The organism is Streptomyces sp. NPDC058295 (genome assembly GCF_042880655.1).
GTDB classification, from domain to species: domain Bacteria; phylum Actinomycetota; class Actinomycetes; order Streptomycetales; family Streptomycetaceae; genus Streptomyces; species Streptomyces coriariae.
In genome coordinates, this window is sequence record NZ_JBHVYO010000016.1 from 68,341 (window position 1) to 89,691 (window position 21,351).

Annotated in this window: 20 protein-coding genes; 9 read left to right on the forward strand and 11 right to left on the reverse strand. The window is 73.0% G+C overall.

Going from position 1 to position 21,351, the window contains the following annotated elements:
* Nucleotides 1–221 precede the first annotated feature (221 nt).
* Nucleotides 222–1,127, reverse strand: a complete 906-nt coding sequence (locus tag ACFVYS_RS19030) for a ketopantoate reductase family protein (protein WP_389503377.1) — start codon at nt 1,125–1,127, stop codon at nt 222–224.
* Nucleotides 1,128–1,225: 98 nt separating this feature from the next.
* Here ACFVYS_RS19030 and ACFVYS_RS19035 point away from each other — a divergent pair, with 98 nt between their 5' ends.
* Complete coding sequence (locus ACFVYS_RS19035; protein WP_389503379.1) at nt 1,226–1,471, forward strand: DUF2277 domain-containing protein; 246 nt, start codon at nt 1,226–1,228, stop codon at nt 1,469–1,471.
* A gap of 51 nt (nt 1,472–1,522) precedes the next feature.
* Here ACFVYS_RS19035 and ACFVYS_RS19040 read toward each other — a convergent pair whose 3' ends face one another.
* From ACFVYS_RS19040 to ACFVYS_RS19060, 5 genes are all read right to left on the reverse strand, one after another.
* On the reverse strand, nt 1,523–2,137 hold the full coding sequence (locus tag ACFVYS_RS19040; protein WP_389503381.1) for a DedA family protein: 615 nt from the start codon (nt 2,135–2,137) through the stop codon (nt 1,523–1,525).
* Nucleotides 2,138–2,378: 241 nt separating this feature from the next.
* The gene (locus tag ACFVYS_RS19045; protein WP_389503383.1) at nt 2,379–2,834 is read right to left on the reverse strand and encodes a DoxX family protein; all 456 of its coding nucleotides are present in this window, start codon (nt 2,832–2,834) and stop codon (nt 2,379–2,381) included.
* Between the two features lie 103 nt (nt 2,835–2,937).
* Nucleotides 2,938–4,977, reverse strand: a complete 2,040-nt coding sequence (locus tag ACFVYS_RS19050; protein ID WP_389503385.1) for an FAD/NAD(P)-binding protein — start codon at nt 4,975–4,977, stop codon at nt 2,938–2,940.
* A 179-nt stretch (nt 4,978–5,156) separates the two neighbouring features.
* A complete protein-coding gene (locus ACFVYS_RS19055; protein WP_389503387.1) occupies nt 5,157–6,803 on the reverse strand; it encodes an alkaline phosphatase D family protein in 1,647 nt (548 codons plus the stop codon).
* A gap of 78 nt (nt 6,804–6,881) precedes the next feature.
* Nucleotides 6,882–7,526, reverse strand: a complete 645-nt coding sequence (locus tag ACFVYS_RS19060; RefSeq protein WP_389503389.1) for an HNH endonuclease family protein — start codon at nt 7,524–7,526, stop codon at nt 6,882–6,884.
* Between the two features lie 379 nt (nt 7,527–7,905).
* Here ACFVYS_RS19060 and ACFVYS_RS19065 point away from each other — a divergent pair, with 379 nt between their 5' ends.
* Together ACFVYS_RS19065 and ACFVYS_RS19070 are read left to right on the forward strand one after the other, a co-directional pair.
* Entirely contained in the window at nt 7,906–8,487 is a 582-nt protein-coding gene (locus ACFVYS_RS19065) for a TMEM165/GDT1 family protein (protein WP_389503391.1), read from the forward strand.
* A 164-nt stretch (nt 8,488–8,651) separates the two neighbouring features.
* Entirely contained in the window at nt 8,652–9,299 is a 648-nt protein-coding gene (locus ACFVYS_RS19070) for an HAD-IA family hydrolase (protein WP_389503561.1), read from the forward strand.
* 30 nt (nt 9,300–9,329) lie between these two features.
* On the opposite strand, the gene ACFVYS_RS19075 is transcribed toward ACFVYS_RS19070, so the two are convergent.
* Nucleotides 9,330–10,475, reverse strand: a complete 1,146-nt coding sequence (locus ACFVYS_RS19075) for a peptidoglycan-binding protein (protein ID WP_389503563.1) — start codon at nt 10,473–10,475, stop codon at nt 9,330–9,332.
* A 175-nt stretch (nt 10,476–10,650) separates the two neighbouring features.
* On the opposite strand from ACFVYS_RS19075, the gene ACFVYS_RS19080 reads away from it, so the two are divergent.
* Entirely contained in the window at nt 10,651–12,696 is a 2,046-nt protein-coding gene (locus ACFVYS_RS19080; protein WP_389503393.1) for a DHA2 family efflux MFS transporter permease subunit, read from the forward strand.
* Here the strand turns inward: ACFVYS_RS19080 and ACFVYS_RS19085 are convergent.
* Complete coding sequence (locus tag ACFVYS_RS19085) at nt 12,689–13,204, reverse strand: GNAT family N-acetyltransferase (protein ID WP_389503395.1); 516 nt, start codon at nt 13,202–13,204, stop codon at nt 12,689–12,691. The genes ACFVYS_RS19080 and ACFVYS_RS19085 overlap by 8 nt on opposite strands.
* A gap of 152 nt (nt 13,205–13,356) precedes the next feature.
* On the opposite strand from ACFVYS_RS19085, the gene ACFVYS_RS19090 reads away from it, so the two are divergent.
* Both ACFVYS_RS19090 and ACFVYS_RS19095 read left to right on the forward strand, forming a co-directional pair.
* Nucleotides 13,357–14,052: a hypothetical protein gene (locus ACFVYS_RS19090; RefSeq protein WP_389503397.1), complete on the forward strand. Its 696-nt coding sequence runs from the start codon at nt 13,357–13,359 to the stop codon at nt 14,050–14,052.
* A gap of 5 nt (nt 14,053–14,057) precedes the next feature.
* Complete coding sequence (locus ACFVYS_RS19095) at nt 14,058–14,939, forward strand: hypothetical protein (protein WP_389503399.1); 882 nt, start codon at nt 14,058–14,060, stop codon at nt 14,937–14,939.
* On the opposite strand, the gene ACFVYS_RS19100 is transcribed toward ACFVYS_RS19095, so the two are convergent.
* Nucleotides 14,928–15,380, reverse strand: coding sequence for a DUF1992 domain-containing protein (locus ACFVYS_RS19100; RefSeq protein ID WP_389503401.1), 453 nt, complete (start codon nt 15,378–15,380; stop codon nt 14,928–14,930). The genes ACFVYS_RS19095 and ACFVYS_RS19100 overlap by 12 nt on opposite strands.
* A 117-nt stretch (nt 15,381–15,497) precedes the next feature.
* Between ACFVYS_RS19100 and ACFVYS_RS19105 the strand changes: the two genes are divergently transcribed.
* Entirely contained in the window at nt 15,498–15,890 is a 393-nt protein-coding gene (locus ACFVYS_RS19105; RefSeq protein ID WP_020126876.1) for a hypothetical protein, read from the forward strand.
* Between the two features lie 61 nt (nt 15,891–15,951).
* On the opposite strand, the gene ACFVYS_RS19110 is transcribed toward ACFVYS_RS19105, so the two are convergent.
* The gene (locus tag ACFVYS_RS19110; RefSeq protein WP_389503403.1) at nt 15,952–16,623 is read right to left on the reverse strand and encodes an O-methyltransferase; all 672 of its coding nucleotides are present in this window, start codon (nt 16,621–16,623) and stop codon (nt 15,952–15,954) included.
* Nucleotides 16,624–16,712: 89 nt separating this feature from the next.
* Entirely contained in the window at nt 16,713–18,461 is a 1,749-nt protein-coding gene (locus ACFVYS_RS19115; protein WP_389503405.1) for a DUF2330 domain-containing protein, read from the reverse strand.
* Nucleotides 18,462–18,818: 357 nt separating this feature from the next.
* Between ACFVYS_RS19115 and ACFVYS_RS19120 the strand changes: the two genes are divergently transcribed.
* Entirely contained in the window at nt 18,819–20,900 is a 2,082-nt protein-coding gene (locus ACFVYS_RS19120) for a bifunctional glycosyltransferase 87/phosphatase PAP2 family protein (RefSeq protein WP_389503407.1), read from the forward strand.
* Between the two features lie 181 nt (nt 20,901–21,081).
* Nucleotides 21,082–21,276, forward strand: a complete 195-nt coding sequence (locus ACFVYS_RS19125; RefSeq protein WP_389503409.1) for a hypothetical protein — start codon at nt 21,082–21,084, stop codon at nt 21,274–21,276.
* The last annotated feature ends 75 nt before the right edge of the window (nt 21,277–21,351 follow it).

The window sequence follows — 21,351 nt, forward strand, 5'->3', positions numbered from 1 at the left end:
ATCGTTCACACGTTCCCGGTGACGTAACGCCGCGATCAACGTGAAAACGGCCGCCGGACTGGCGGTATCGGCCTGCGGAGCGCCGGTAAGACCAGGAGCAATCCCGGCACAGCGCGAAGAAGCAGGAAGCCACGGATTCCCAACCGGAAACCGTGCCGCGTAGCGGCACGGCAGCCAGTCAAGGAAGGCCAGAATCCTCGCCCTTCAGGGCGAGGAGCATGTCAACGGGTAGCGTCCGCCAACTCCCGTACCAGGCGCGTGGCCACCGGCACCGGAACCCCGTGCCGTTCGGCCGCGCGCAGCAACGCCCCGCCGATCGCGTCGAGTTCGAGGGCCCGCCCCGCCTCGGCGTCCCGCTGCATGGAGGACTTGGTGCCGGGGGCGAAGGAGTCGTAGCGGGCGAGTGCCTGGGCCGGGTCGACGGGAGCGCCGCAGGCGCGGCTGACGGCGGCGGTCTCCTCGACCAGGGCGGTCAGTTCCTCGCGGTGCCGGGTGCGGACCTCGCCCAGCGGCAGACCGTACCGGGTGGTGAGCAGGGCGAACGGCGCGAGGAAGGCCATCTTCGCCCACAGGGCGGCCGTCTCGTCCGGCAGGACGCGGACGGCCGGGCCGGCCGCCTCCAGCACCCCCGCGAGCGCGTCCAGGCGCGGGCGCGGCACGGCGTCGCCCGTCAGGTCGATCTCCGCGAAGCCGCTCCCGTGCTCGATCACGCCCGGCGCGACCCGGGTCGACTCGACCCGGACGACGGCCGGGGCGACCCGGTCCGGGCGGTACCGGGCGCGCAGGACCGCCGGGTGCTCGACGCCGTTCAGGAACGGCACGAGGAGGGTGTCCTCGCCGAGAGCCGAGGCGGGGACCCGGGCCAGGGCCGCGTCGAGGGCGGTGTGCTTGACGGTGATCAGCACCGCGTCGACGGGCGCGCGCAGCTCGGTGTCCGCCGCGACGTGGGCCGTGAAGTCGCCGAACGGCGTGCTGTGGACGCGGATGCCGTCGGCGCGCAGGGCCGCCGCGGTCTCCTCGCCGGCCAGGCAGGTCACCCGGTGTCCCGCGCGGGACAGTAGGGCGGCGAGCAGGCCGCCCACCCCGCCGGGGCCGAGAACGGCGACGCTGAGTATGTCCTTCGTCATGTGCTGTGGTCCCTCTCGTCGGTCGGCCCCGCGGGTGCGGTGGCCGCCTCGGAGGTGATCATGGCACGAGGGTGGGGTGCCGGGGGAGACTGGGAGACATGTGCCGGAGCATCAAGACGCTGCGTCCCCCCGCCCTGCCCGAGAAGGCGACGGAGGACGATGTGCGCGCCGCAGCCCTGCAGTACGTCCGTAAGGTGTCCGGCTTCCGGGCACCGGCCGAGCACAACCGGGAGGTGTTCGAGCGAGCGGTCGAGGTCATCGCCGCGGCCACGGCGGAGCTGCTGGACGGGCTGGAGGTGCGCGGGGCCGGCCGGGGCGCGGCAGCGCACACCCAGGGCACGTAGGGCACGCGGGGCATGTAGCGCAGCCGCAGCCAGGGCCCGGCAGGTGGCGTGCTACGCCGCCGGCTGCCGTCGCATGACGTACGCCGCACCGGCCCCCGCGCCGAACAGCGCGAGCACCGACACCCCCGTCGCCAGCCACGTCGTGCCCAGCCAGTGCGCGCCGAAGTAGCCCAGGGCGGCGCTGTAGCCCGCCCAGGAGAGGCCGGCCAGGGCGGACCAGGGGAGGAACTCGCGGGGGCGGCGATGGGCGGCGCCCGCGATGAGCGAGACGACGGAACGGCCGGCGGGGGCGAAACGGGCCAGCACGACCAGCGCGCCGCCGCCCCGGGCCAGCGCCTCGCCGAGACGTTCCTGCGCGGTGGTCAGCCGCCGGGAGCGGGAGATCGCCCGGTCCAGGCGCGCACCGCCGCGCCAGGCCAGCCGGTAGGCCACCAGGTCGCCCAGCACCGAGGCGGTCGTCGCGGAGAGGATCAGAACCATGATGTCCGGCACGTCGTGCGGCACCTGACCGGTCGCCGCGCCCGAGCCCGCCGCCGCGGCCGTCGCCGCCGTGATGACGAGCACCCCGCTGGGCAGCACCGGCAGGAACACGTCGAGGAGGACCGACAGGCCCACCACCGCGTAGATCCATGGGCTGCCGAGCAAAGCCCCCACACTTTCGAACACCACTGACTCCCCGTGTCTCCCCCGTGACGGCCGACCGTTTGCCGCTGTGTCGCGGGGGAGCGGCAGGTGCGGCCAATGACAGCCCTACAGACTACGCCCGGGGTGTGACAGCGGATTCACGGGGGGCTCATGTGTTCGGTGCAGGACGTTCACCAAGGGTGCGCACCAGGTGCTGATCCGCAGTCACCCAGGCGTCGGAAGAGCCCGGATGACCGCGGATCACGGTGCTGTCGGAACGAGGTCAGGCGGAAACCGTGGCCTTCTGCGCCGCGGGTTCCCGCTCGGTGGCCGAGCGGCCGGCGAACAGGCGGTCGAGGCCGAGGGCGCCGGAGCCGGTGAACACCAGCAGCAGGAAGGCCCAGCAGAACATCGCGGAGGCCTCGCCGCCGTTCTGGATCGGCCACAGGGCGTTCGGCTGGTGCACGTCGAAGTAGGCGTACGCCATGGAGCCCGAGGCCAGGAGCGCGGCGGCCCGGGTGCCGAGGCCGAGCAGCACCAGGCTGCCGCAGACCAGCTGGATGACGGCCGCGTACCAGCCGGGCCAGGTGCCGGCGTCGAGGGTGCCGCCGTCGGTGCCCGCGGCGCCGCCGAGGACGCCGAAGAGCGAGGCCGCGCCGTGGCAGGCGAAGAGCAGGCCTACGACGATGCGGAAGAGGCCGACCGCGTAGGGCTGTGCGGTGTTGAGGCGAGCGGACATGGTGGGGGGTGCTCCTTCGGTGTCGGTCGGGCCGGTCCCGGATGGGGGAAGGACCGGTCGGTGGGGGCGGCGGTACCGAATGAGCGACACACGTTAGGCGCACCTAATCGATGCTTGCAAGTTCAACTTCTAGCCATGGTTCGGGTTCCGGGCGGGGTTCCGTTCGGCCTTCCGTTTGCGGTTCCGTCCGGGGCCCCGCCTGGGGCTCCGTCCCCGGTTCGAATGCCCCGGCCGCCGTGCGCAGAGCGGCTCTCGCGACCGCGTCCGCATCCGAGAGTGTGACCGAATCCACCCCGGGGCGGGCGCCTGCGGCGGTGACCCAGTGCACGCCTTCCGTAGGCACTCCGAAGGCCAACCGCCTTGCGTGCGGCCGTCCTTGACGGTCTATCAGGTGATAGGGGCGCGGGGTCACGTCCAGGCCCCCGGTCATATAGCCGTCCACCGTGTGGGGACGGCACTGCCCGGTCTTCAGCAGCCGCGTCAGCAGGCCGTCGGCGGTGCGTCGCACATCCGGTTCCGGAAGCCGCGCCTCGACGAGGGTCGTCACCCGGACGGCCGACCCCGGCACCTCCGGCGCGTGCGCCCGCCAGGCCCCGTCCTCCTCCCGCACCTCCAGCCGGGGCCCGAGCACGTCCACCACCCCCGCCTCCACCAGAGCGGCCAGTTCCTCGACGCGCCGGCGCGGCGGGCCGATGGACAGGAACGCGTTGAGCGGGGTGTACCAGCGGTCCAGGTGGTCCCGGCGGGAGGCGCCGGTCAGACCGGCGTGGTCGACGATCAGCCGCAGCTCGTTGCGCAGGTCGCGCAGGACGTCCAGGGCCGCCTTCGCGGGACCGTGCACATTGCCCCGGGCGGCCTCCTCCGCGTCCCGGCGCAGATGGCCGAGCAGCCAGTCCCGCCACTGCCCCGGATGCGCGAACCGCCGTCCCGTGTACGGCCGGGAGATCCGGTCCCAGCTCCAGCGGTCGGCCTGCGGTATCCCGAACCCGTCGAGCAGCACGGACTCCTGGGCGTCGCGGTGCGGGACGGCCGAGAACTCCCGCACGAAACGCTCCGCGAGGCCGTGCCGGGCCGGCTCCCGCAGCAGGGCCGCGTAGTAGACCGTCTCCACCTCCTTCGCGACCAGCGGCCATATCTCGGCCAGGAAGTCGGGCGCCTCACCGGAGTCGGCGCGCTTGCGGAACCCCGCGATCACCTCCGGGGTCAGCACGAGCGGGCGGTGACGGCCGTACGGCCCCTTGGCGTTGTCGCCACGGGCCTGGTACGGGACGCCGCGCCGGGAGCCGGCGTACAGCCGCGGCTCGCGACCGGAGGGCAGATAGCGCAGGGCCGCCCGCCCGGTGCCGGTGCCGGCGTGCGCGGGGGCGTGGGCGGGGACGAAGCGGCCGCCCCGGCCGGTGGTCAGCAGGGCCAGGTGGTCGAAGAAGTTCAGGCCGAGACCGCGCAGCAGCACCGGTTCGCCGGGGGCGAGCGCGGCGTGGTCGACGTCGGCCGGGTTGGCGGGCGGGACGTGCCGCAGGCCGTGCCGTCGGGCGTACGCGGTGTGCCGTCGCTGGGCGGCGTCGGCGATCACCGGCAGATGCCCCTGGGCGAGGACGACGGCGGACAGGCCGAGCAGGGTCCGGCCGTCGTCCAGGGTGAGGACCTGGCGGCCGTCGGCGGCGTCGTCGAGCCGGACCGCGCGGGCCGCGTGCGTCTCGACGCGCACCGACGGCGGGGCCTGACGCACCGTCCGGGCGAACACCCACTCCAGATAGCGGCCGTAGTGCGCGCGGGTCGGGTACTCGTCCGGGCCCAGTTCGCCGGCCGCCCACGTGTGCAGGCTCGGACCCGGGCGGATGGGGCCCGCGCAGTCCACGCTGTCGTCGGTGAACAGGGTCACCTGCGAGGCCACGGTGTTCATCAGCAGCTCCCGCGACTGCGCGGTGCGCCATACGCGACCCGGTCCCGGCGGGGCGGGATCGACGACGTGGACGGTCAGTCGGGCCCCGGGCGGAAGGAGGTCGGGCGCGGAGGCGCAGAGGCGTTCCAGGACGCTGGTGCCGCGCGGCCCGGCGCCGACGAGGGCGACGGAAACGGTGGCCGACGGTGTCGCCTCCGCGTCCGGTGCGGGCTCTCCGGCGCCGGCTTGGTCTGCGTTCACTGAGGGCAAGAGGGTGACTCCCGGGCGTGTGGGGCGCGATGGAGCGGACCGTCCACGGGGCCGCGGTGGAAGCGGACGGTCCGCATCATCATGCCGTCGGCCGTCACGGTAGCCAACGTGGGCCCCAGGTGACCCGGTTGTTTCGCCCCAGGGAGCCCTCGGGAGCCCTCAGGGAGTCCTCAGGGAGTCAGGTCGGACTCCCGCACCGGCGTCAGTGATCCGTCGTCCCGCGCCTGCTCCAGCCGCAGCCGGGCCGAACGCCCGCGCAGGGTCAGGAACATGAGCTGGTTGCCGAACCAGGGCCCGCCCTTCTTGCGCCAGCCGACAGGCGGCCGGGGACAGCGGCCGTGCCGGCGGAGCCGGCGGCCGAGCGCCCGGGCCACGGCGCTCCAGCCGAAGCGGAAACCCACCCGGATCGACGTGGGAACGGAGTTGTGCACGGGGGAGCAGGTGAGCTGGAGCACCCGCGCGTCGGGGCCGCCGCCCTCGTGCCAGTACGGCTCCGCCACGTACGCGTGGTGCACGTCCCCGGAGAGCACGAGCACACTCGCCGGCGCCCCTGCCCCCGACCCCGTCTCGGCGATCAGCCCGGCCAGCGCTGCGAAGGAGTCGGGGAAGGCCGCCCAGTGCTCCAGATCCGCCCCCCGCCGCACCTTCTCCCCGATGCGGGCCCAGCGCGCCCCGCGCTCGCCCCGGCACAGCGCCGCGTCCCACTCCTCGGCGTCGTGCACCAGATGCGGCAGCAGCCAGGGCAGCGAGGTGCCGATCAGGAGGTGGTCGTAGGAGCCGGGGCCGTCGAGGGTCTGTTCGCGCAGCCAGGTCCACTCGCCCGGGTGGAGCATCGAGCGCCCGCCCTCGTCGAGGACCCGCGCCGCCCGGCTGTCGACCATCAGCAGCCGCACGCGCCCGAAGTCACGCCGGTAGCTCCACCGCACGGACGCCGGGTCCGCGTCGGCACGACAGGCGAAGGCACGCAGTGCGTCGGTGCCGTCGGGGGCCTCGCGTACGGCGGCGTAGAGCGGGTCGGTGGCCAGCTCGGCCGGGGAGAGGTTCCCGAGGTGCTGGTGCACCCAGTACGACATCAGGCCGCTCAGCAGCCGCTCGCGCCACCAGGGGGTGGCCCGCATGTCGGCCAGCCAGGAGGCGGAGGTGTTCCAGTCGTCGATGACGTCATGGTCGTCGAAGACCATGCAACTGGGCACGGTGGACAGCAGCCAGCGCACCTCGGGGTCGAGCCAGGACTCGTAGTAGAGCCAGGTGTACTCCTCGAAGTCCGCGATCTCGGCGCCCGGTGCGTCGGTGAGGCCGCGCCGGGCGGCGATCCGCTCCTTGGTCGCGTCGGAGACCTCGTCGGCGTAGACCTGGTCGCCCAGCAGCAGCAGTACGTCGGGCCGTTCGGCCGCCGGATCGGCGGCCAGGCGTGCCGCCAGGCTGTCCAGGGCGTCGGGCCCCACGGGGTCGTGCCCGCCGGCCGGGGGTGCCGCCCAGCGGCAGGAGCCGAACGCCACCCGGACCTCGTCGCCGTCGTCACCGGCGCCGACCGCGGCGGGGGTGCGGATCTCCGAGGGCGGGAAGCGGGAGTCGGGCAGTGGCCACACACGGGTGCCGTCGAGGAAGACCTCGTACCCCGTGGCCGTGCCCGCCCTCAGGCCCGTCACCTCGACGAGGGCGTAGTGGTGGCCCGCCACCTGGAAGGTGTGGGCGGTGCCGCCCGCACCGTCCGCGCAGCGCACCTCGGTGGCGCACGGACGGCTCGACTCGATCCATACGGTCGCCGTCGAGCCGTCGGCGTATCTCAGTAGTGGTCCCAGCCGCAGTTCGGCCACGCGATCGCCCTCCTCCGTCGCCCCGTACGGTACGGAACGACGGAGGAGAGTGGGGAGATCCCTGCGGTCACGAGTCGATCAGCAGCCGGCGAGGTAGCTGGTGAGCGCGCTCTTCTCGGCGGAGTCGACCGCGAGGTTGTAGTAGTACTTCACCTGCACCCAGGCGCGGACGTAGGTGCAGCGGTACGAGGTGACCGACGGCATCCACTCGGCCGGGTCCTGGTCGCTCTTGGACTGGTTCACGTTGTCCGTGACGGCGATCAGCTGCGGGCGGGTGACGTCGTTGGCGAAGGCCTGGCGCTGGGCGGTGGTCCAAGCGCTGGCCCCGGAGTCCCAGGCCTCGGCGAGCGGCACCATGTGGTCGATGTCGAGGTCGGAGGCGGCGGTCCAGGTGGCGCCGTCGTACGGGGAGTACCAGCTGCCGCTGGTGGCGGTGCAGGCGGAGTTGGTGACGACGTTCGTACCGTCCCGCTTGAGGATGTACTCACGCGTGTTGCACGTGCCGCTGATGGTGATCCAGGTGGGGAACAGGTCGCGGTCGTAGCCGGTGCGGCTCTCGGTCTTCACCGTGAGCGAGGCGAGGTAGGTGCGGGCGGTGGCGGCGCTGACCGGGGTGGGGAGGGCGGCGGAGGCGGTCGGGGAGTTGAGCAGCCCGACCGAGGCTATGAGGCCGGTGAGGGCGGCGAGTATGCTCAGCCGTCCACGCGCGTAGAACTTCGACATGCGAACTCCATGGGGGAGGCGGGGTGTTGGAGCGCGAGCGAGGGAATGCTCGCGGCCGCACATTGCGGGGAGATGTGCGCCCGGTGAGAAGTTAGTGACGTGGGCATGACACGACAAGGTTTATGGCAGAACGATCTCGTACACTGGGGAACGCAGAAGGGGAGTAGCTCTTCGCCGGACCGTCGACATACTGCTCAGCTCGTCTGAGCCGGCGCCCGGAGGCGGACCCGTCACAGGGTCGGCCAGCGAGACCTTCGGCAAGCAGTGCACATCCGTGCCGCACGGCAGGGATGACATGTGTGCTGCCGTGCCGAGGTGTCTTTCTTCTCCTGAAGTGCTCAGGACTCTCGGTGGGGCAGCCCCGACCGATTGAGGAACCTTGATCAGCATCACCGTGACGGCGCTCGTCTTCGGCGTCGTCTTCCTGGCCGAGCTGCCGGACAAGACCGCGCTCGCCGGCCTCGTCCTCGGCACCCGCTACCGCGCCTCGTACGTCTTCGCCGGGGTCGCCGCCGCCTTCGCGCTGCATGTCGCGCTGGCCGTCGCCGCGGGCAGTGTGCTGACCCTGCTCCCGCAGCAGCTCGTGCACGCGCTGACCGGTGTCCTGTTCCTGGGCGGCGCGGCGGTGCTGCTGCTGAAGAAGGACGAGAGCGAGGAGGAGGTCCGCCGGCCGGAGAACCAGTCCTTCTGGAAGGTCGCCGGCGCGGGCTTCATGCTGATCCTCGTCGCCGAGTTCGGTGATCTCACCCAGATCATGACGGCGAACCTCGCCGCCCGCTACGACGATCCGCTCTCCGTCGGACTGGGCGCGGTGCTGGCGCTGTGGGCGGTGGCCGGGCTCGGCATCGTCGGCGGAAAGGCGCTGATGAAGCGGGTGCCGCTGAAGCTGATCACGCAGATCGCGGCGCTGCTGATGCTGGCGCTCGGGGTGTGGAGCCTGTGGGAGGCGATCGCCGGCTGAGGCCGGGCCGAGCTGAACGGCGGGTGAACGCTCCCCGGCGCCTTGCGGCCGGGGTGGCGGTGGACCCGCATTGTTTTGTACCGTAGAGAAACAAAGTGGCTCCCGCTCGTTTTCCCTGACCGGCGGGCGGGGCCGCCTTGTTCTCTTCCTACCTGGAGCTGCTGATGCCGGTCCTGACCGCCCGCGCCCTCCTGCTCGACATGGACGGCACCCTCGTGAACTCCGACGCCGTCGTGGAACGGGTCTGGCGGCGCTGGGCCGACACGCACGGGCTCGACGGGGACGACGTCATGAAGGTCGTCCACGGCCGCCAGGGACACGCCTCGATGGCCGTGCTGCTGCCCAGCCGGCCGGTGCACCTGAACCACGCGGACAACGCGCGGATGCTGGCGGAGGAGACCGCCGACATGGACGGAGTCGTGCCGGTGCCCGGCGCGCCGGAGTTCCTCGCCTCCCTGCGGGGGGTCCCGCACGCGCTGGTCACCTCGGCGGACGTGCCGCTGTCGACGGCCCGGATGGCCGCGGCCCGACTGGCGCTTCCGGACGTACGCGTCACCGCGGAGTCGGTGGGCGCCAGCAAGCCGGACCCCGAGGGCTTCCTCAAGGGCGCGGCCGAGCTGGGGATCGCCCCGGCCGACTGCGTGGTGTTCGAGGACTCCGGCGCGGGCATCGCGGCCGGCCGGGCCGCCGGGATGCGGGTCGTGGGAGTGGGGCCGCGGGCGGCCGCGCACGGACCCGACGTGGTGGTCCGCGATCTGCGCCAGGTACGGGTCGAAACGGATGAGTCCGGGGTGCGGATCCACGTGGCGTGAGCCCCGGCGGGGCTCACGGTTCCGCGGGGTCTACGGCTCCGTCGTCTCCGACTCCAGGCGCGCCCGGGTCAGTGCCCCGTACACGCCCATGCCGTCCTCCGTCGTGCCGCGGGACCACTGGTAGTTGCGCAGGGCGTCCTCGACCTCGCCGGTGAACGTGCCGTCGGACTCGCCGTTGTAGAGGAACAGCTGGCGCAGCCGCAGCTGGAGTTCGGTCACCTCGGCGCCCTTGTCGCCGCGCCGCAGGACGACCGCCTCGGCCGAGTCGTCGTCGTTGTCCGCGCCGTTGCCGGGCGCCAGGGAGCCGGTCACGCGGGCGGTCGGCGTGACCTGCCCGGCATCGGCCGAGGGCGACGCCGACGGTGAGGCACTCGACTCCGACGCGGAGGGCGACGGGCTCTCGCTCTCGGAGGGCGACGGCGAGGCCTCGGAGGCCGACGGGGACGCGGAGCGGCTCGGCGAGGCCGACGCCGAGGCGGCGCTGGTCGAGGCGTCCGGCACGGCCGCCCGCACGTCCTCGGGGGTGGCCCCGTCCCGCGTCGGCTTCTCGTAGGTGAACAGCCCGGAGGCGAACCCGGCCGCCGCCACCACGGCCACGACGGCCGCGGTCGTCGCGATCAGCAGCGTGCGGCGACGGCGCGGGCGGTGCGGTTCCTCGTCGTCGGGGTGTACGGAGCCTACGTCCGCCGCCTCGAACAGGCTCAGATCGGTCGTGCTGGGCTCGGAGGCGGACGAGGCCAGGGGAGTGGGCAGCGCCGCCGTCATGTCCGGCGCCGGGCCGGCGGGGCGCACGGTACGCAGGGGCATCGTCGCGTCGGCCGGAACGCCGGGCGCGCCGGGAACACGGGGAGCACCGGAAACGCCGGGCACGGTCGGGAGTGGCATGGTCACGTCGGCCGCGCCGGCGGAGCCCATGGGCGCACCCGCGGCCGTACCCCCGAACGCGCCCGCGGGTTCGCCCCCGCCGTCGGTTCCCAGTTCGACGTAGGGCCGTATCCGCAACGGATCGAAGTCCTCCGCGGCGGCCGCCTCCGTCGTGCGCGTGTCGCGCTGAGCCTCGGAGGCGCGCTGGGCGCAGGCGCAGGACGGGGTGTTGTCGAGCGCGCGCAGCGCTCCGCACTCCGGGCACGGCAGCCCCTGCTGCCCCGAGTGCCCCTGGTGCCCCGTCGGATCGATCACGTGTTCGTCCCTCCCCATTCAAACTCCAGAGATTATGCAGATCCTTCACATGCCCCGCCGCCCGCGACCCCCGGAATGTCGTATTCCGTCAGAACGCAAGACGACTACAAGAGGCCATAACGGGTCACACCGATCACGATGGAGGGGGTCACCAGAGCCTCGGGAGGCATCCATGGTCTTGGACGCGCACAGCAGGGCGGCGGATCCGCGTGCGGAACACGTGTCCGGAAACGTTCTCGTCTCCATCGGCGCCCTCCTGCTCGGCATGCTGCTCGCCGCCCTGGACCAGACGATCGTGTCGACCGCCCTGCCCACGATCGTCAGCGAGCTCGGTGGTATGGAGCATCTGTCGTGGGTGGTCACCGCCTACCTGCTGGCGTCGACGGCCGCGACCCCGCTGTGGGGCAAACTCGGTGACCAGTACGGGCGCAAGAGGCTCTTCCAGGCCGCGATCGTCATCTTCCTGATCGGTTCGGCGCTGTGCGGAATGGCGCAAAACATGCCACAGCTGATCGCCTTCCGCGCGCTCCAGGGCCTGGGCGGCGGCGGCCTGATGGTGCTGTCGATGGCGATCGTCGGCGACCTCGTCCCGCCGCGCGACCGAGGCCGCTACCAGGGTCTGTTCGGCGCGGTGTTCGGCGCCACGAGCGTCCTCGGCCCGCTGCTGGGCGGCCTGTTCGCCGAGCATCTGAGCTGGCGCTGGGTGTTCTATATCAACCTGCCCGTCGGCGTCGTCGCGCTCGCCGTCATCGCGGCCGTGCTGCGCATCCCGCGCAAGTCGACGAAGCACGTCATCGACTACCTCGGCACCTTCCTCATCGCCGCGGTGGCCACCTGCCTGGTCCTGGTGGCCTCGCTCGGCGGCACCACCTGGGACTGGGCCTCGCCGCAGATCGTCGGCCTGGCGGTGCTGGGCGTGCTGCTGGCCGTGGCGTTCGTGGCCGTGGAACGCCGGGCGGCCGAACCGGTGCTTCCCCTGAAACTCTTCCGCATCCGCACCTTCACCCTCTCCGCGGTGATCAGCTTCATCGTCGGCTTCGCGATGTTCGGCGCGATGACGTACCTGCCGACCTTCCTCCAGGTGGTGCAGGGCGTCTCGCCGACCCTGTCCGGCGTGCACATGCTGCCGATGGTGGCCGGCCTGCTGCTGGCGTCCACCGCCTCCGGGCAGATCGTCAGCCGCACCGGCCGCTGGAAGATGTTCCCGGTCGCCGGCACCGGCGTCACCACGCTCGGCCTGCTCCTCCTGCACCGGCTCGACGAGCACAGCTCCACGGGCGCCATGAGCGCCTGCTTCTTCGTGTTCGGTCTCGGCCTCGGCCTGGTCATGCAGGTGCTGGTGCTGATCGTGCAGAACGCCGTCGGGTACGAGGACCTCGGCGTCGCCACCTCCGGCGCGACCTTCTTCCGCTCGATCGGCGCCTCCTTCGGCGTAGCGATCTTCGGCACGATCTTCTCGGGCCGCCTCGGCGACAAGCTCACGGATGCCTTCCTGGGCGCGCAACTCCCGCCCGGGGTCTCGGTGGACGGACTCGAGTCCGACCCGCGCGGCATCGCCGAGCTGCCGTCGACCCTGCGACCGCAGGCCCTGGACGCGTACGCGTCCGCCATCACCGACGTCTTCCTGTACGCCGTCCCCGTCGCCCTCGTCGGCTTCGTCCTGGCGTGGTTCCTCAAGGAGGACCCGCTGCGCGGCTCGGTCACCGCGCCCGACGTGACGGAGACCCTCGCCAGCAACCCGGTGGAACGGTCCTCGTACGACGAGGTGTGCCGGGCGCTGTCCGTCCTCGGCACCCGCGAGGGCCGCCGCGAGATCTACCGGAAGATCACCGCCCTGGCCGGCCAGGACCTCCTTCCGGCGTCGAGCTGGATGCTGCTGCGGATCAGGCGGTACGGCAGTGTCGAGCCGAGCGCTCTCTCCGAGAACACCACCGTCCCGCTGCCGGTGATCATCGAGGCCGTCCGCCAGATCGAGGGGCGCGGGCTCGCCGTACGCGAGGGACTCGACATGATGCTGACCGACGAGGGCCGCGAGGTCGCCGACCGGCTCGCCGAGGTCCGCGAGGAGTCGCTGGCCGAGCTGCTCGGCGACTGGTGGGGCCCGGACCGGCCCACCGACCTGGTCCAGCTCGTCAAGGAGCTGAACAGCGAGCTGTGCGGCTCGGACCGGGAACAGCCGCGCGGCGGGCGGGTGGTGCCCGACCACCGGCTCACCTGAGGTCCGGGCCGAGCTGCTTGCCGAACCAGTGCTCCGCGTACGGGTCCGCGTTGTGCGGCGCGGTCTCCGCGTACCCCAGCCGGGCGTACAGGGCACGGGCCTCGACGAGGTCGCCGCGGGTGTCGAGGATCATCCGGGTGGCGCCGAGCGCGCGGGCGGCGTCCTCGGCACCCCGGACGAGGAGCGCGGCCCCGCCCCGGCCGCGCAGCTCCGCCCGGACGAACACCCGGGTGAGCTCGGCGGTGTCGGCGTCCCGCAGCCGTACGCCCGCGGTGCCGGCCGGTTCGCCGTCGTACCGCCCGACGAGCAACCGTCCGCCGGGCGGGGCGAGTTCGGCACCGGTGTGGGCGGCGATCTCCCGCTCCAGCTCGACCGGGTCGGTCCTGCGCCCCTCGTGCAGCAGGTAGTAGCGGTCGCTGACCTCGGTGTAGTACGCCCGCCAGAGGGCGCGGGCGACCGGGGCGTCGAAGGGTTCGGCGGTGAGGGTCCAGGTCGGCGACGTCGTCATGCGGACATTGTCCGAAGACGCCCCCGCCGCCGCGCAACCGAATAGGCGCCGGCACCCTCGTCCCGGTAAGTGCGCAGGCCGTTTGGGAGAGGCAGTCCGGGCAACCCGATGCGTGAACCGGCCCGTGGGGCCGACACATCGGAAGGCAAGGCATGTCCACAGGAGTGATCATCGCTCTGATCGTGATCGTGGCGGCCATCGTCGCCGTCGCGGCCGTTCTGGCCGTGCGGGCCCGCGGCTCGCACGGCGGACACGGTCTGAAGCGTCGCTTCGGGCCCGAGTACGACCGTGCCGTGGCCCGGCACGACGGGGACGTCAAGGCCGCCGAGCGCGAGCTCGACGCCCTCGTGGAGCGGCACGGCGGGCTGCGCGAGCGCACGCTGGAGCCCGCGGAGCGGGAGAGGTTCGAGGCCCGCTGGACGGCCGCGCAGGAGCGGTTCGTCGACTCGCCCCAGGAGGCGGTCACCGAGGCCGACCGGCTGCTCGCGGAAGTGGCCGGCGCCCGGGGCTTCCCGGACGGCGACCAGTACGAGGAGCAGCTCGCCGCCCTCTCCGTCCACCACGCGCACCACGTCCAGGGCTACCGACGCGTCCACCGGGTCGCCCGCGTACGCCTCAACGGCGTCGGCACGCACGAGGCGAGCGCGACCGGCACGTCCGGCGCACCTGGCACGGAGGACATGCGCGCCGCCATGGTCGAGGCGCGCGCCCTCTTCGACGACCTCGTCGGTGGGGCCTCCCACGACGCCGGCCACCGTCGCACGCAGGAGCGCGTGAGCCAGAACGGCTCCCGCTCCGGCCACCACCTGCCGCGAGGCTTCCACCGTCACCAGGCGAAGGAGGGCTGACCGCCATGCCGGACCTGACACCGAACAAGACGCCGAACACGACGGCCGACACCACGGGGGACACGACGCGTGACACGGGTGCGAACCCGGACGCGATTCCGGACGTGATTCCGGGCGGGACTCCGGAGAACCGCCGACCGGCGGGCGACCGGGCCCGCGCGGCGAAGTCCGGCGACACCGCACGGACCGCCGACACGCTGCGGCCCGGCGACACCGCACGCACCGGCGAGACAGCACGGACCGGCGAAGCCGTACGCAGCAGCGACGCCGCACGCACCGGCGCACCCGTACGGACCGGCGAGGCCGCCTCGCCGGGTGAAACCGCTCTGCCGGGGGAGGCCGTCCTGCCGGGGGAGAGGGGACGGACGTCGGCGGAGCCGCGCGGTACGACAGCCGTGGGCGAGCCGACGCCGCTCGGCTCCGACATCGGCGCGGGCGAACCGGCACGCGGCCGGGCGGCCGGCGCCGGCCGGGACGCGGGCCCGCTCAGCGCCTCGGAGGAAGGGGCGCAGCCCCGGCACCGGGACGCGGGCGCGGCGGACACCGTCACGGGCCGCGCACCGACGACGGCCGCCGGTCACACCGGTAACGGCGAGTCCCTCCTGCCGGACGACGAGTGCGACCGGATCGCCTCCCGCATGCGGCACGCGGTCGTCGGGTTCGTCGACGGCCCGCGCGACGCCGTCGCGGAGGCCGACCAGGTGCTGGAGGAACTGGCCGCGCAGTTCACGGACGCCGTGGACCGCCGACGCCGCACCCTGCGCGGGTCCTGGCAGTCGGGGTCGGAGGGCGGCAAGGACCGCTCCGCGACGGCCACCGACACCGAGCAGCTCCGGCTGGCCCTGCGGGACTACCGCGAACTGACCGAGCGGCTGCTACACCTCTGAGCCCTCGGCCCCTTCGGCCCTCGCGGCCGAACCACCAGCCGCCGCCCGGCGCTCCCGCCACTCGCGTACGACCGCTTCGACGTCGTACGGCTTCATGCCCAGCGGGGGGCCGGGCGGCGGCTTGAACATCATGTCGCGCACTTTGACGTTGACGTCCGTGATGATCTTCCGGACGAGGCGTTCCGAAGGCGCCGCGTACGCCGCCACGAGCGCGTCCTCCGCCTCCTTGCGCAGGGCGAGCGTCGGTGGAAGGACGGAAAGGCCCTCGCGGGCCATCTTGCGCTTGATCCACCAGAGTTCGTCGTACGTGGTGTCCGCACCCGTCGGCAACGGCTTTCCCGCTCCCGCCAGTTGGGCGAACTCGCCGCGCCGCTCCGCGTCACGGATCTGCTTGTCGACCCAGGACTCGAACGGGACACCCGGTGGCTTGCGCTCGGTCATGCGTCCATTGTGCCGGACGCGGTGGGGCCGGGCGATTTATCATGCGGCCGCTGTACAAGCACACTTAGGACCCAGCACGCCGACAGGCATGTCAAAGACATTTCAAGGGGAGCGCACGTGCTCGAACTCACCATGGCCACCGTCTCCGGGACGGAAGAGGGCGCCACGGCCGGCATGCTGATGGCCGATTCGCCCAGCGACCCGGGTGCCGTGCTCCGGGTGGGCCGGGACAAGTCCGTGTGCCGCCTCGCGACCCCCGACGACTGGCTGTTCGTCTCCCGGGTGCACCTGGAGTTCCTGTGCGGCCCCGAGGGCACCTGGCAGGTCTCGTGGCTGCGCGGGTCGCAGGACGAGCCGTCCTCCGAGGTACGGCTGGTGAGCGGCCAGTACGCCCAGCCGCTCGCCTACGGCGGGACCATGCCGCTGGCGCGCGGCGGCTCCGGCGAGATCATCGTCCTCGACCGCACCGGGCCGCGCAGCGTCAACGTGGGCTTCTATCACGAGGCGTGACAATTTCGGGGGGGGAAGAGGGGGAGGGTGGTGCCGCCGGGGCCTGTCCGCCCCGTGGGCGCTAGGCCAGCACGCGCGCCAGCGCGAAGCCGTCGTAGCCCTTCGCCCCCACCGTCTGCACGGCCGTGCCGCTCAGTCTCGGGTGCGAGCCGATCAGCTCGATCGCGGCGCGGGTGCCGACCACGTCTCCCGCGTCGCTGTCCGCGTCGACGACCCGCCCGCCCCGTACGACGTTGTCGACGACGATCAGACTGCCCACGCTCGTGAGCTTCAGCGCCCACTCCAGGTAGTGGGCGTTGTTGACCTTGTCGGCGTCGATGAAGACGAGGTCGAACGGCGGCGGGTTCTCGTCGGCCAGCAGCGGCAGCGAATCCAGGGCCGGCCCGACCCGCACCTCGACCAGCTTGTCCAGGCCCGCGCGGGCGATGTTGCGGGTGGCGACCTCCGCGTGCCGGGGGCTGTACTCCAGCGAGATCAGCCGGCCGTCGGCCGGGAGTGCGCGGGCCAGCCAGATCGTGCTGTAACCGCCGAGCGTGCCGATCTCCAGGACCGTCCGGGCCCCCTGGATCTCGGCGAGCAGCTGGAGCAGCTTGCCCTGGTTGGCCGTGACGTTGACGGGCGGCAGCTCGGCGGCCTCGCTGTCGCGCAGCGCGGCCGCCGTCACCTCGTCGTCCGGGGCGAGATGGTCGGTGAAGTAGGCGTCGACGGCGTCCCAGGCCTGCGACTCGCTCATGCGCTCTGCCTCTCGTGTACCTGACATATCCGGCGGTATGTCTCGTCAGGAATGCTAAGTCGAGCCCCACGGATCCCCGGCCGGGGCTTTCAGCCGTTCGGCGCAGGGGGCGCGGCGGGAGGCGCGAAAGAGGCGGAGGGCGCCGTGCGTGGCGCGGGGGGCGTGCTGGGCGTGGGCGGGTGCGGAGTGGGGCCTGCGGACGGCATGGGGGGCGTCCGGGGTGCCCGGGGTGGCGTGGACGGCTTCGGCGGAACGGCAGCGGGAGGCCGGACGGGAGGGGCGGCGGGGGCGGGAGGAGCAGTGGGGGCGGACGACCGCGCGGGCCGAGGGGGCGGAGGGGGAGTGCGGCGGAGGGACGGCGGCCGCGGGGGTACGGGGGGCGCGGTGGGCGGGATGAGTGGGGCAGGCGGGGCGGCCGGGACAGGTGCCGAGGGCACACCAGGAGGTGCGGACGGTGCCGTAGGGCCGACGCCAGCCGTCCCCGGTACCGCCGCCGACCCTCGCGCTGTCGGGCGTGGCGCCGCTGACTCCGGTACCGGCCCGGGCCGCCCTGCGGTCGTGCCCGGTACCGCAGCCGACCCCGCTACCGGCCAAGGCCTCCCGGCCGTCGTACCTGGCATCGGTACCTCCGCCTGCACCGGTACCTGCGCCGGCACCGGCACCGGCATCGCCGCCCCGGTTCCGGTGCTGGGTGTCGGGGGGAAGCCCGAGGCATGGCGGGGGCGGGGCAGGGTCGCCCGGCGGGCCCGGCCCCAGCGGACCCCCAGCACGAGCGCGACGGTGTTCAGGACGGCCAGTCCGCCGACGACCGTGAGCAGCCACACCGGGATGCCGGCCAGCGCGAGCAGCCGGTCCTCGTAGATCACCTGCCGGTACGCGGCGTCCGTCGCCGCCCGGCGCAGCTCGTGGTCCCCGGAGATCTCCGAGGGCCGCGGGAACTCCTGGGCGACGGCCGTCAGGAACGGTGTGCCCTTCGCCAGCGCGGCCAGCGGCCCCGTCGTCTTCCCGAGCGGCCCGGCGAACGTCACCCGGGGCCGTTCGCCGCCGATCCGCGAGGCCGGTTCCATGCGGTGCGGGGCGAGGACGTACAGGCCGAGCGACTGCGGGGTGACCGCCAGCCGGGACAGCCGCATCGGGTAGACGAGGGTCTCGGCGGCGAAGGTGAGGTGCAGCGGTTCGAGCTCGCCGCGCAGCGCGGTCCCGCTGCTCTCGGGGGTCAGCCGGACCGCCACGTACTCCCAGCGCCGGTCGACGTACGGCTGGAGCGCGGTCTCGAGGTGGCCCGGGAGGGTGAAGTCGTTGGCGCGCAGCCAGTCGTCGAGGTCCCCCGGATCGGTGGCGGTCAGCCGGGCCACGTCGAACGGGCCGAGCCGCTCGCGTCCGATCACGCCGACGCCCGGCCCCGCCCCTGGCGGCGGCGGGCCCGCCGTGTCGCCGCCCGTGGTCAGCGGCCAGTCGCCGTCCTGCGGCCAGAAGTGGTGGCGGGTGCGGTGCACGGGGGCGGTGGCCGCGGCCAGCTGGTCGAACAGCTTCGGTGCGCCGAGGTCGACCGTCGCCCGGTGCGGCACGGGCATGATCCAGGCGGCTCGCTCGGCGTCCCCGCCGACCGTCAGCCGCATCACGATCTGTTCCTGCGCGCCGTCCCAGCGCACGACGGAGACCTCCCGGCCGACCACGACCTGCCGCTGGTCGCCCGGGAGCAGCGCACCGCAGCCGCAGGCGTAGGCCGGCGCGACGAGCGAACCGAGCTGGATCGCCAGCAGAGCCAGCAGCACGGCCGTCATCCGCCCGCGCAACCGTTTCCGCCACGCCTGCCGTCCCCGCGGGAAACCGCCCATGCCTCGTATCCCCTCCAGCACTCTCCGTACCCGCCAGCGCGCGGTGCGGTGGCAACGACGGTACGGCTGAAGCCCCCGTTCCGTTCGCGGCCTCATCCAATTCCCGCCCCCTGGCGGCCCGCTGACGGTCTCGTATGCCGGCCCGTATCCGGACCCGCGTCCGGTCTCGTATCCCGGCCCGTGGAAACGGCGGGGCCCCGGGAGCACTATCGTCTTCCGGACAAAAGGAGAGCGGACGTCAGGTGAAGTGGGGATGGCTTGCGTCTCTGTCAGGGGGCGATGCGAGCCTCATAGGGTGCGATAGGGAACTTCGTGCACGGGACGCGTGGGACGGACGGGGCGGGAGGCCGACGAGGCGTGGCGAATGCGGAGCACAGCGGGCGGCCGGCGGAGGCCTTGGGGTCGACGGCGGCCGACACGGCGAGGGCACGTCTGCGCGCGGCCCGTCTCGGCCTCTGGCTGCTGGCGGCGGTCCTCGCCGTACGCCAGGTGGCCGTCGTCCTCGGCACCCCGCGCGGAGAACGGCTGACGGACCTGGAGACCTGGGTCGGACCCGACGGCGTGCTGCACGTCAACGGCTCGCTCTACGACTCCACGCGCTTCACGGGGACCCCGTTCGGCGGACTCGTCCTCAAGCCCCTCACCCGGGCGGCCGAACAGGCCCTGGGCTGGGGCTGGACCTTCGGCACCCTGCTGCTGGTCGCCGCCCTCGGCCTGGTCGTGGCGCGTGCGCTGCCCCAGCCGGTCAGCAGACGGACGGCACTGCTGGCCGCCCCCGTCACGATCAGCCTGCTGATGTTGTCGCTGCCGGTGCGCAACACCCTCTGGCTCGGCCAGACCAGCATCATCCCGGTGCTGCTGGTCCTGCTCGGCTGCTTCGTCGTACGGGACTGGCGGGCGGCCGGCGTCCTGATCGGTCTGGCGGCGGCCCTCCAGCCCACCGTCCTGCTCTTCGCCGCACTGCTGTGGTTCACCGGCCGCCGCCGCGCCGCGGCCGTCACCGGCGCCTCGTTCGCCGCGGTCACCGCGCTCGCCTGGGCGGCGATGCCGCACGACTCGTACACCTACTGGGTGCACCACATGGCGGGTGTCGGACTCGGCGGCGACGCCGACGCGCTCGCCAACCAGTCCCTGCACGGCGCCCTGCTCCGCCTCGGCCTCTCCGGACCGCTGGAGATCGGCTTGTTCCTGTCGCTCGGCGCGGCCGTCGCCGCCCTGGGCGTCCGCCGGGCGGTCCGCTACGCCCACGACGGCCAGCTGCTGCTGGCGGTGGCCCTCACGGGCTGCGCGGCGATCGTCGTCTCGCCGACGACCTGGCAGCACCAGCTGCTGTGGGTGCTGCTAGCGGTGGTCGGCCGGGTCGGCGAGCGCGCCTCCGACCGCTATGTGTGGCCGGTGGCGGTGATCCTGGTGATGACCCTCCCGGCGAAGATGATGCTGCCGAACATGGCGGCCCTGTACCCCCTGCGCGACAACGCGGTGCTGCTGGCGGCCGTCGCGGCGGCCACGGTCCTCCCCTTCCTGCCGCGTACGTCCCCGTACTACCGCGCGCCCATCCCCACGGAGTACGCCCGGCCGGTCCCCACGCGCTGGAAGCGCGTACCGCTGCTGCCCTTCCTGAAGCGGGTGCTGACCCGCCCGAACCTCCTCCTCGAACTGCTGCTGATCCGCGTGACGTACGCGGCGTACCAGCAGGTCCGGCTGGCGGCGACCGGTGGCTCGAACTCCGCGGGCCGGGTCCGTGCGGAGCGCCACGGGCAGCAGGTCCTCGACATCGAGCGGTTCCTGCACATCGACATCGAGCACTGGGCCAACCACGCGGTCGTGAAGGTCGGGTGGCTGCGCGACTTCTTCGACTTCTATTACGAGTCCTTCCACTTCGTGGTCCCGCTGTCGGTGCTGGCGCTGCTCTACTGGCGCCGTCCGGTCGACTACCGCTGGGCCCGCGCCTCCCTGGGCTTCGCGACCCTGCTGGCCCTGGTCGGCTTCTGGCTCTACCCGCTCGCCCCGCCCCGTCTGATGCCGAACCTGGGCGTCATCGACACGGTCCACGGCGTCCAGGACTTCTCCAAGCCGGAGTACGGGACGCTGACGGCGCTGACGAACCAGTACGCGGCGATGCCGTCCCTGCACTTCGGCTGGTCCCTGTGGTGCGGGCTGGTCATCGCGATCGTCGCACCGAAGTGGTGGATGAAGGCGCTGGGCCTGCTGCACCCGTTCTTCACGGTGTCGGCGATCGTCGCGACCGGCAACCACTGGGTGCTGGACGCGGTCGGCGGCGCGGTCGTGGTCGGCGGCGGCTTCGGCCTGTCGTACCTGTTCATGGGGCCGCGGGCGCGGCTCGCCACGGCGGCGGCGACGACGGCCACGGCGGCGGGTGCGGGTGCGGCCGAGTCCGCCGGGTCCGCGGCCACGGAGAAGAACCCGGCACCGCGCTGAGCGCTCTCGCGACCCGAGCCCGGCCGTCGCGGCGGGGTGCCCGGCTGGAGACGTGGGTCGTCCCCAGATGCCCCGCCCCTCCGGCAACCGCCAGGGGATCGGGGTCAGGGGCGCGGAGTCAGGGGCGCGGAGCCAGGGGGCCCGGGACAAGGCGGGCGGTACACTCCCCCCAGGGGGGATCATGACAAATCGCGACTGGAACGACGACGGCGGTTACCGCGACGCGGTTCAGAAGGCCGAACGCGCGGAACGCGCCGGGTGGATGGCGATCGCCGGCGCGACAGGCCTGATCGGCCTCGTGCTGATCGTCCTGGCCGTCGTCTGCGTGCTCGCGGTCATCGCGGGCCTCTATGTGGTGATGACCGTTAATCGCTAGAGGCGTTGTTACCTTTCCTCTTTCTTTCATCATTCTTTCATTTCGCACTCTGTGCGGATGTCGATGCGTTGACGG

Excerpts from the sequence above, each read along its gene's own strand:
- ACFVYS_RS19030 (WP_389503377.1), bottom strand. The coding sequence starts at position 1,127 with ATGACGAAGGACATACTCAGCGTCGCCGTTCTCGGCCCCGGCGGGGTG.
- ACFVYS_RS19035 (WP_389503379.1), top strand. The coding sequence starts at position 1,226 with ATGTGCCGGAGCATCAAGACGCTGCGTCCCCCCGCCCTGCCCGAGAAG.
- ACFVYS_RS19045 (WP_389503383.1), bottom strand. The coding sequence starts at position 2,834 with ATGTCCGCTCGCCTCAACACCGCACAGCCCTACGCGGTCGGCCTCTTC.
- ACFVYS_RS19060 (WP_389503389.1), bottom strand. The coding sequence starts at position 7,526 with ATGTCGAAGTTCTACGCGCGTGGACGGCTGAGCATACTCGCCGCCCTC.
- ACFVYS_RS19070 (WP_389503561.1), top strand. The coding sequence starts at position 8,652 with ATGCCGGTCCTGACCGCCCGCGCCCTCCTGCTCGACATGGACGGCACC.
- ACFVYS_RS19080 (WP_389503393.1), top strand. The coding sequence starts at position 10,651 with ATGGTCTTGGACGCGCACAGCAGGGCGGCGGATCCGCGTGCGGAACAC.
- ACFVYS_RS19085 (WP_389503395.1), bottom strand. The coding sequence starts at position 13,204 with ATGACGACGTCGCCGACCTGGACCCTCACCGCCGAACCCTTCGACGCC.
- ACFVYS_RS19090 (WP_389503397.1), top strand. The coding sequence starts at position 13,357 with ATGTCCACAGGAGTGATCATCGCTCTGATCGTGATCGTGGCGGCCATC.
- ACFVYS_RS19095 (WP_389503399.1), top strand. The coding sequence starts at position 14,058 with ATGCCGGACCTGACACCGAACAAGACGCCGAACACGACGGCCGACACC.
- ACFVYS_RS19100 (WP_389503401.1), bottom strand. The coding sequence starts at position 15,380 with ATGACCGAGCGCAAGCCACCGGGTGTCCCGTTCGAGTCCTGGGTCGAC.
- ACFVYS_RS19110 (WP_389503403.1), bottom strand. The coding sequence starts at position 16,623 with ATGAGCGAGTCGCAGGCCTGGGACGCCGTCGACGCCTACTTCACCGAC.
- ACFVYS_RS19115 (WP_389503405.1), bottom strand. The coding sequence starts at position 18,461 with ATGGGCGGTTTCCCGCGGGGACGGCAGGCGTGGCGGAAACGGTTGCGC.
- ACFVYS_RS19125 (WP_389503409.1), top strand. The coding sequence starts at position 21,082 with ATGACAAATCGCGACTGGAACGACGACGGCGGTTACCGCGACGCGGTT.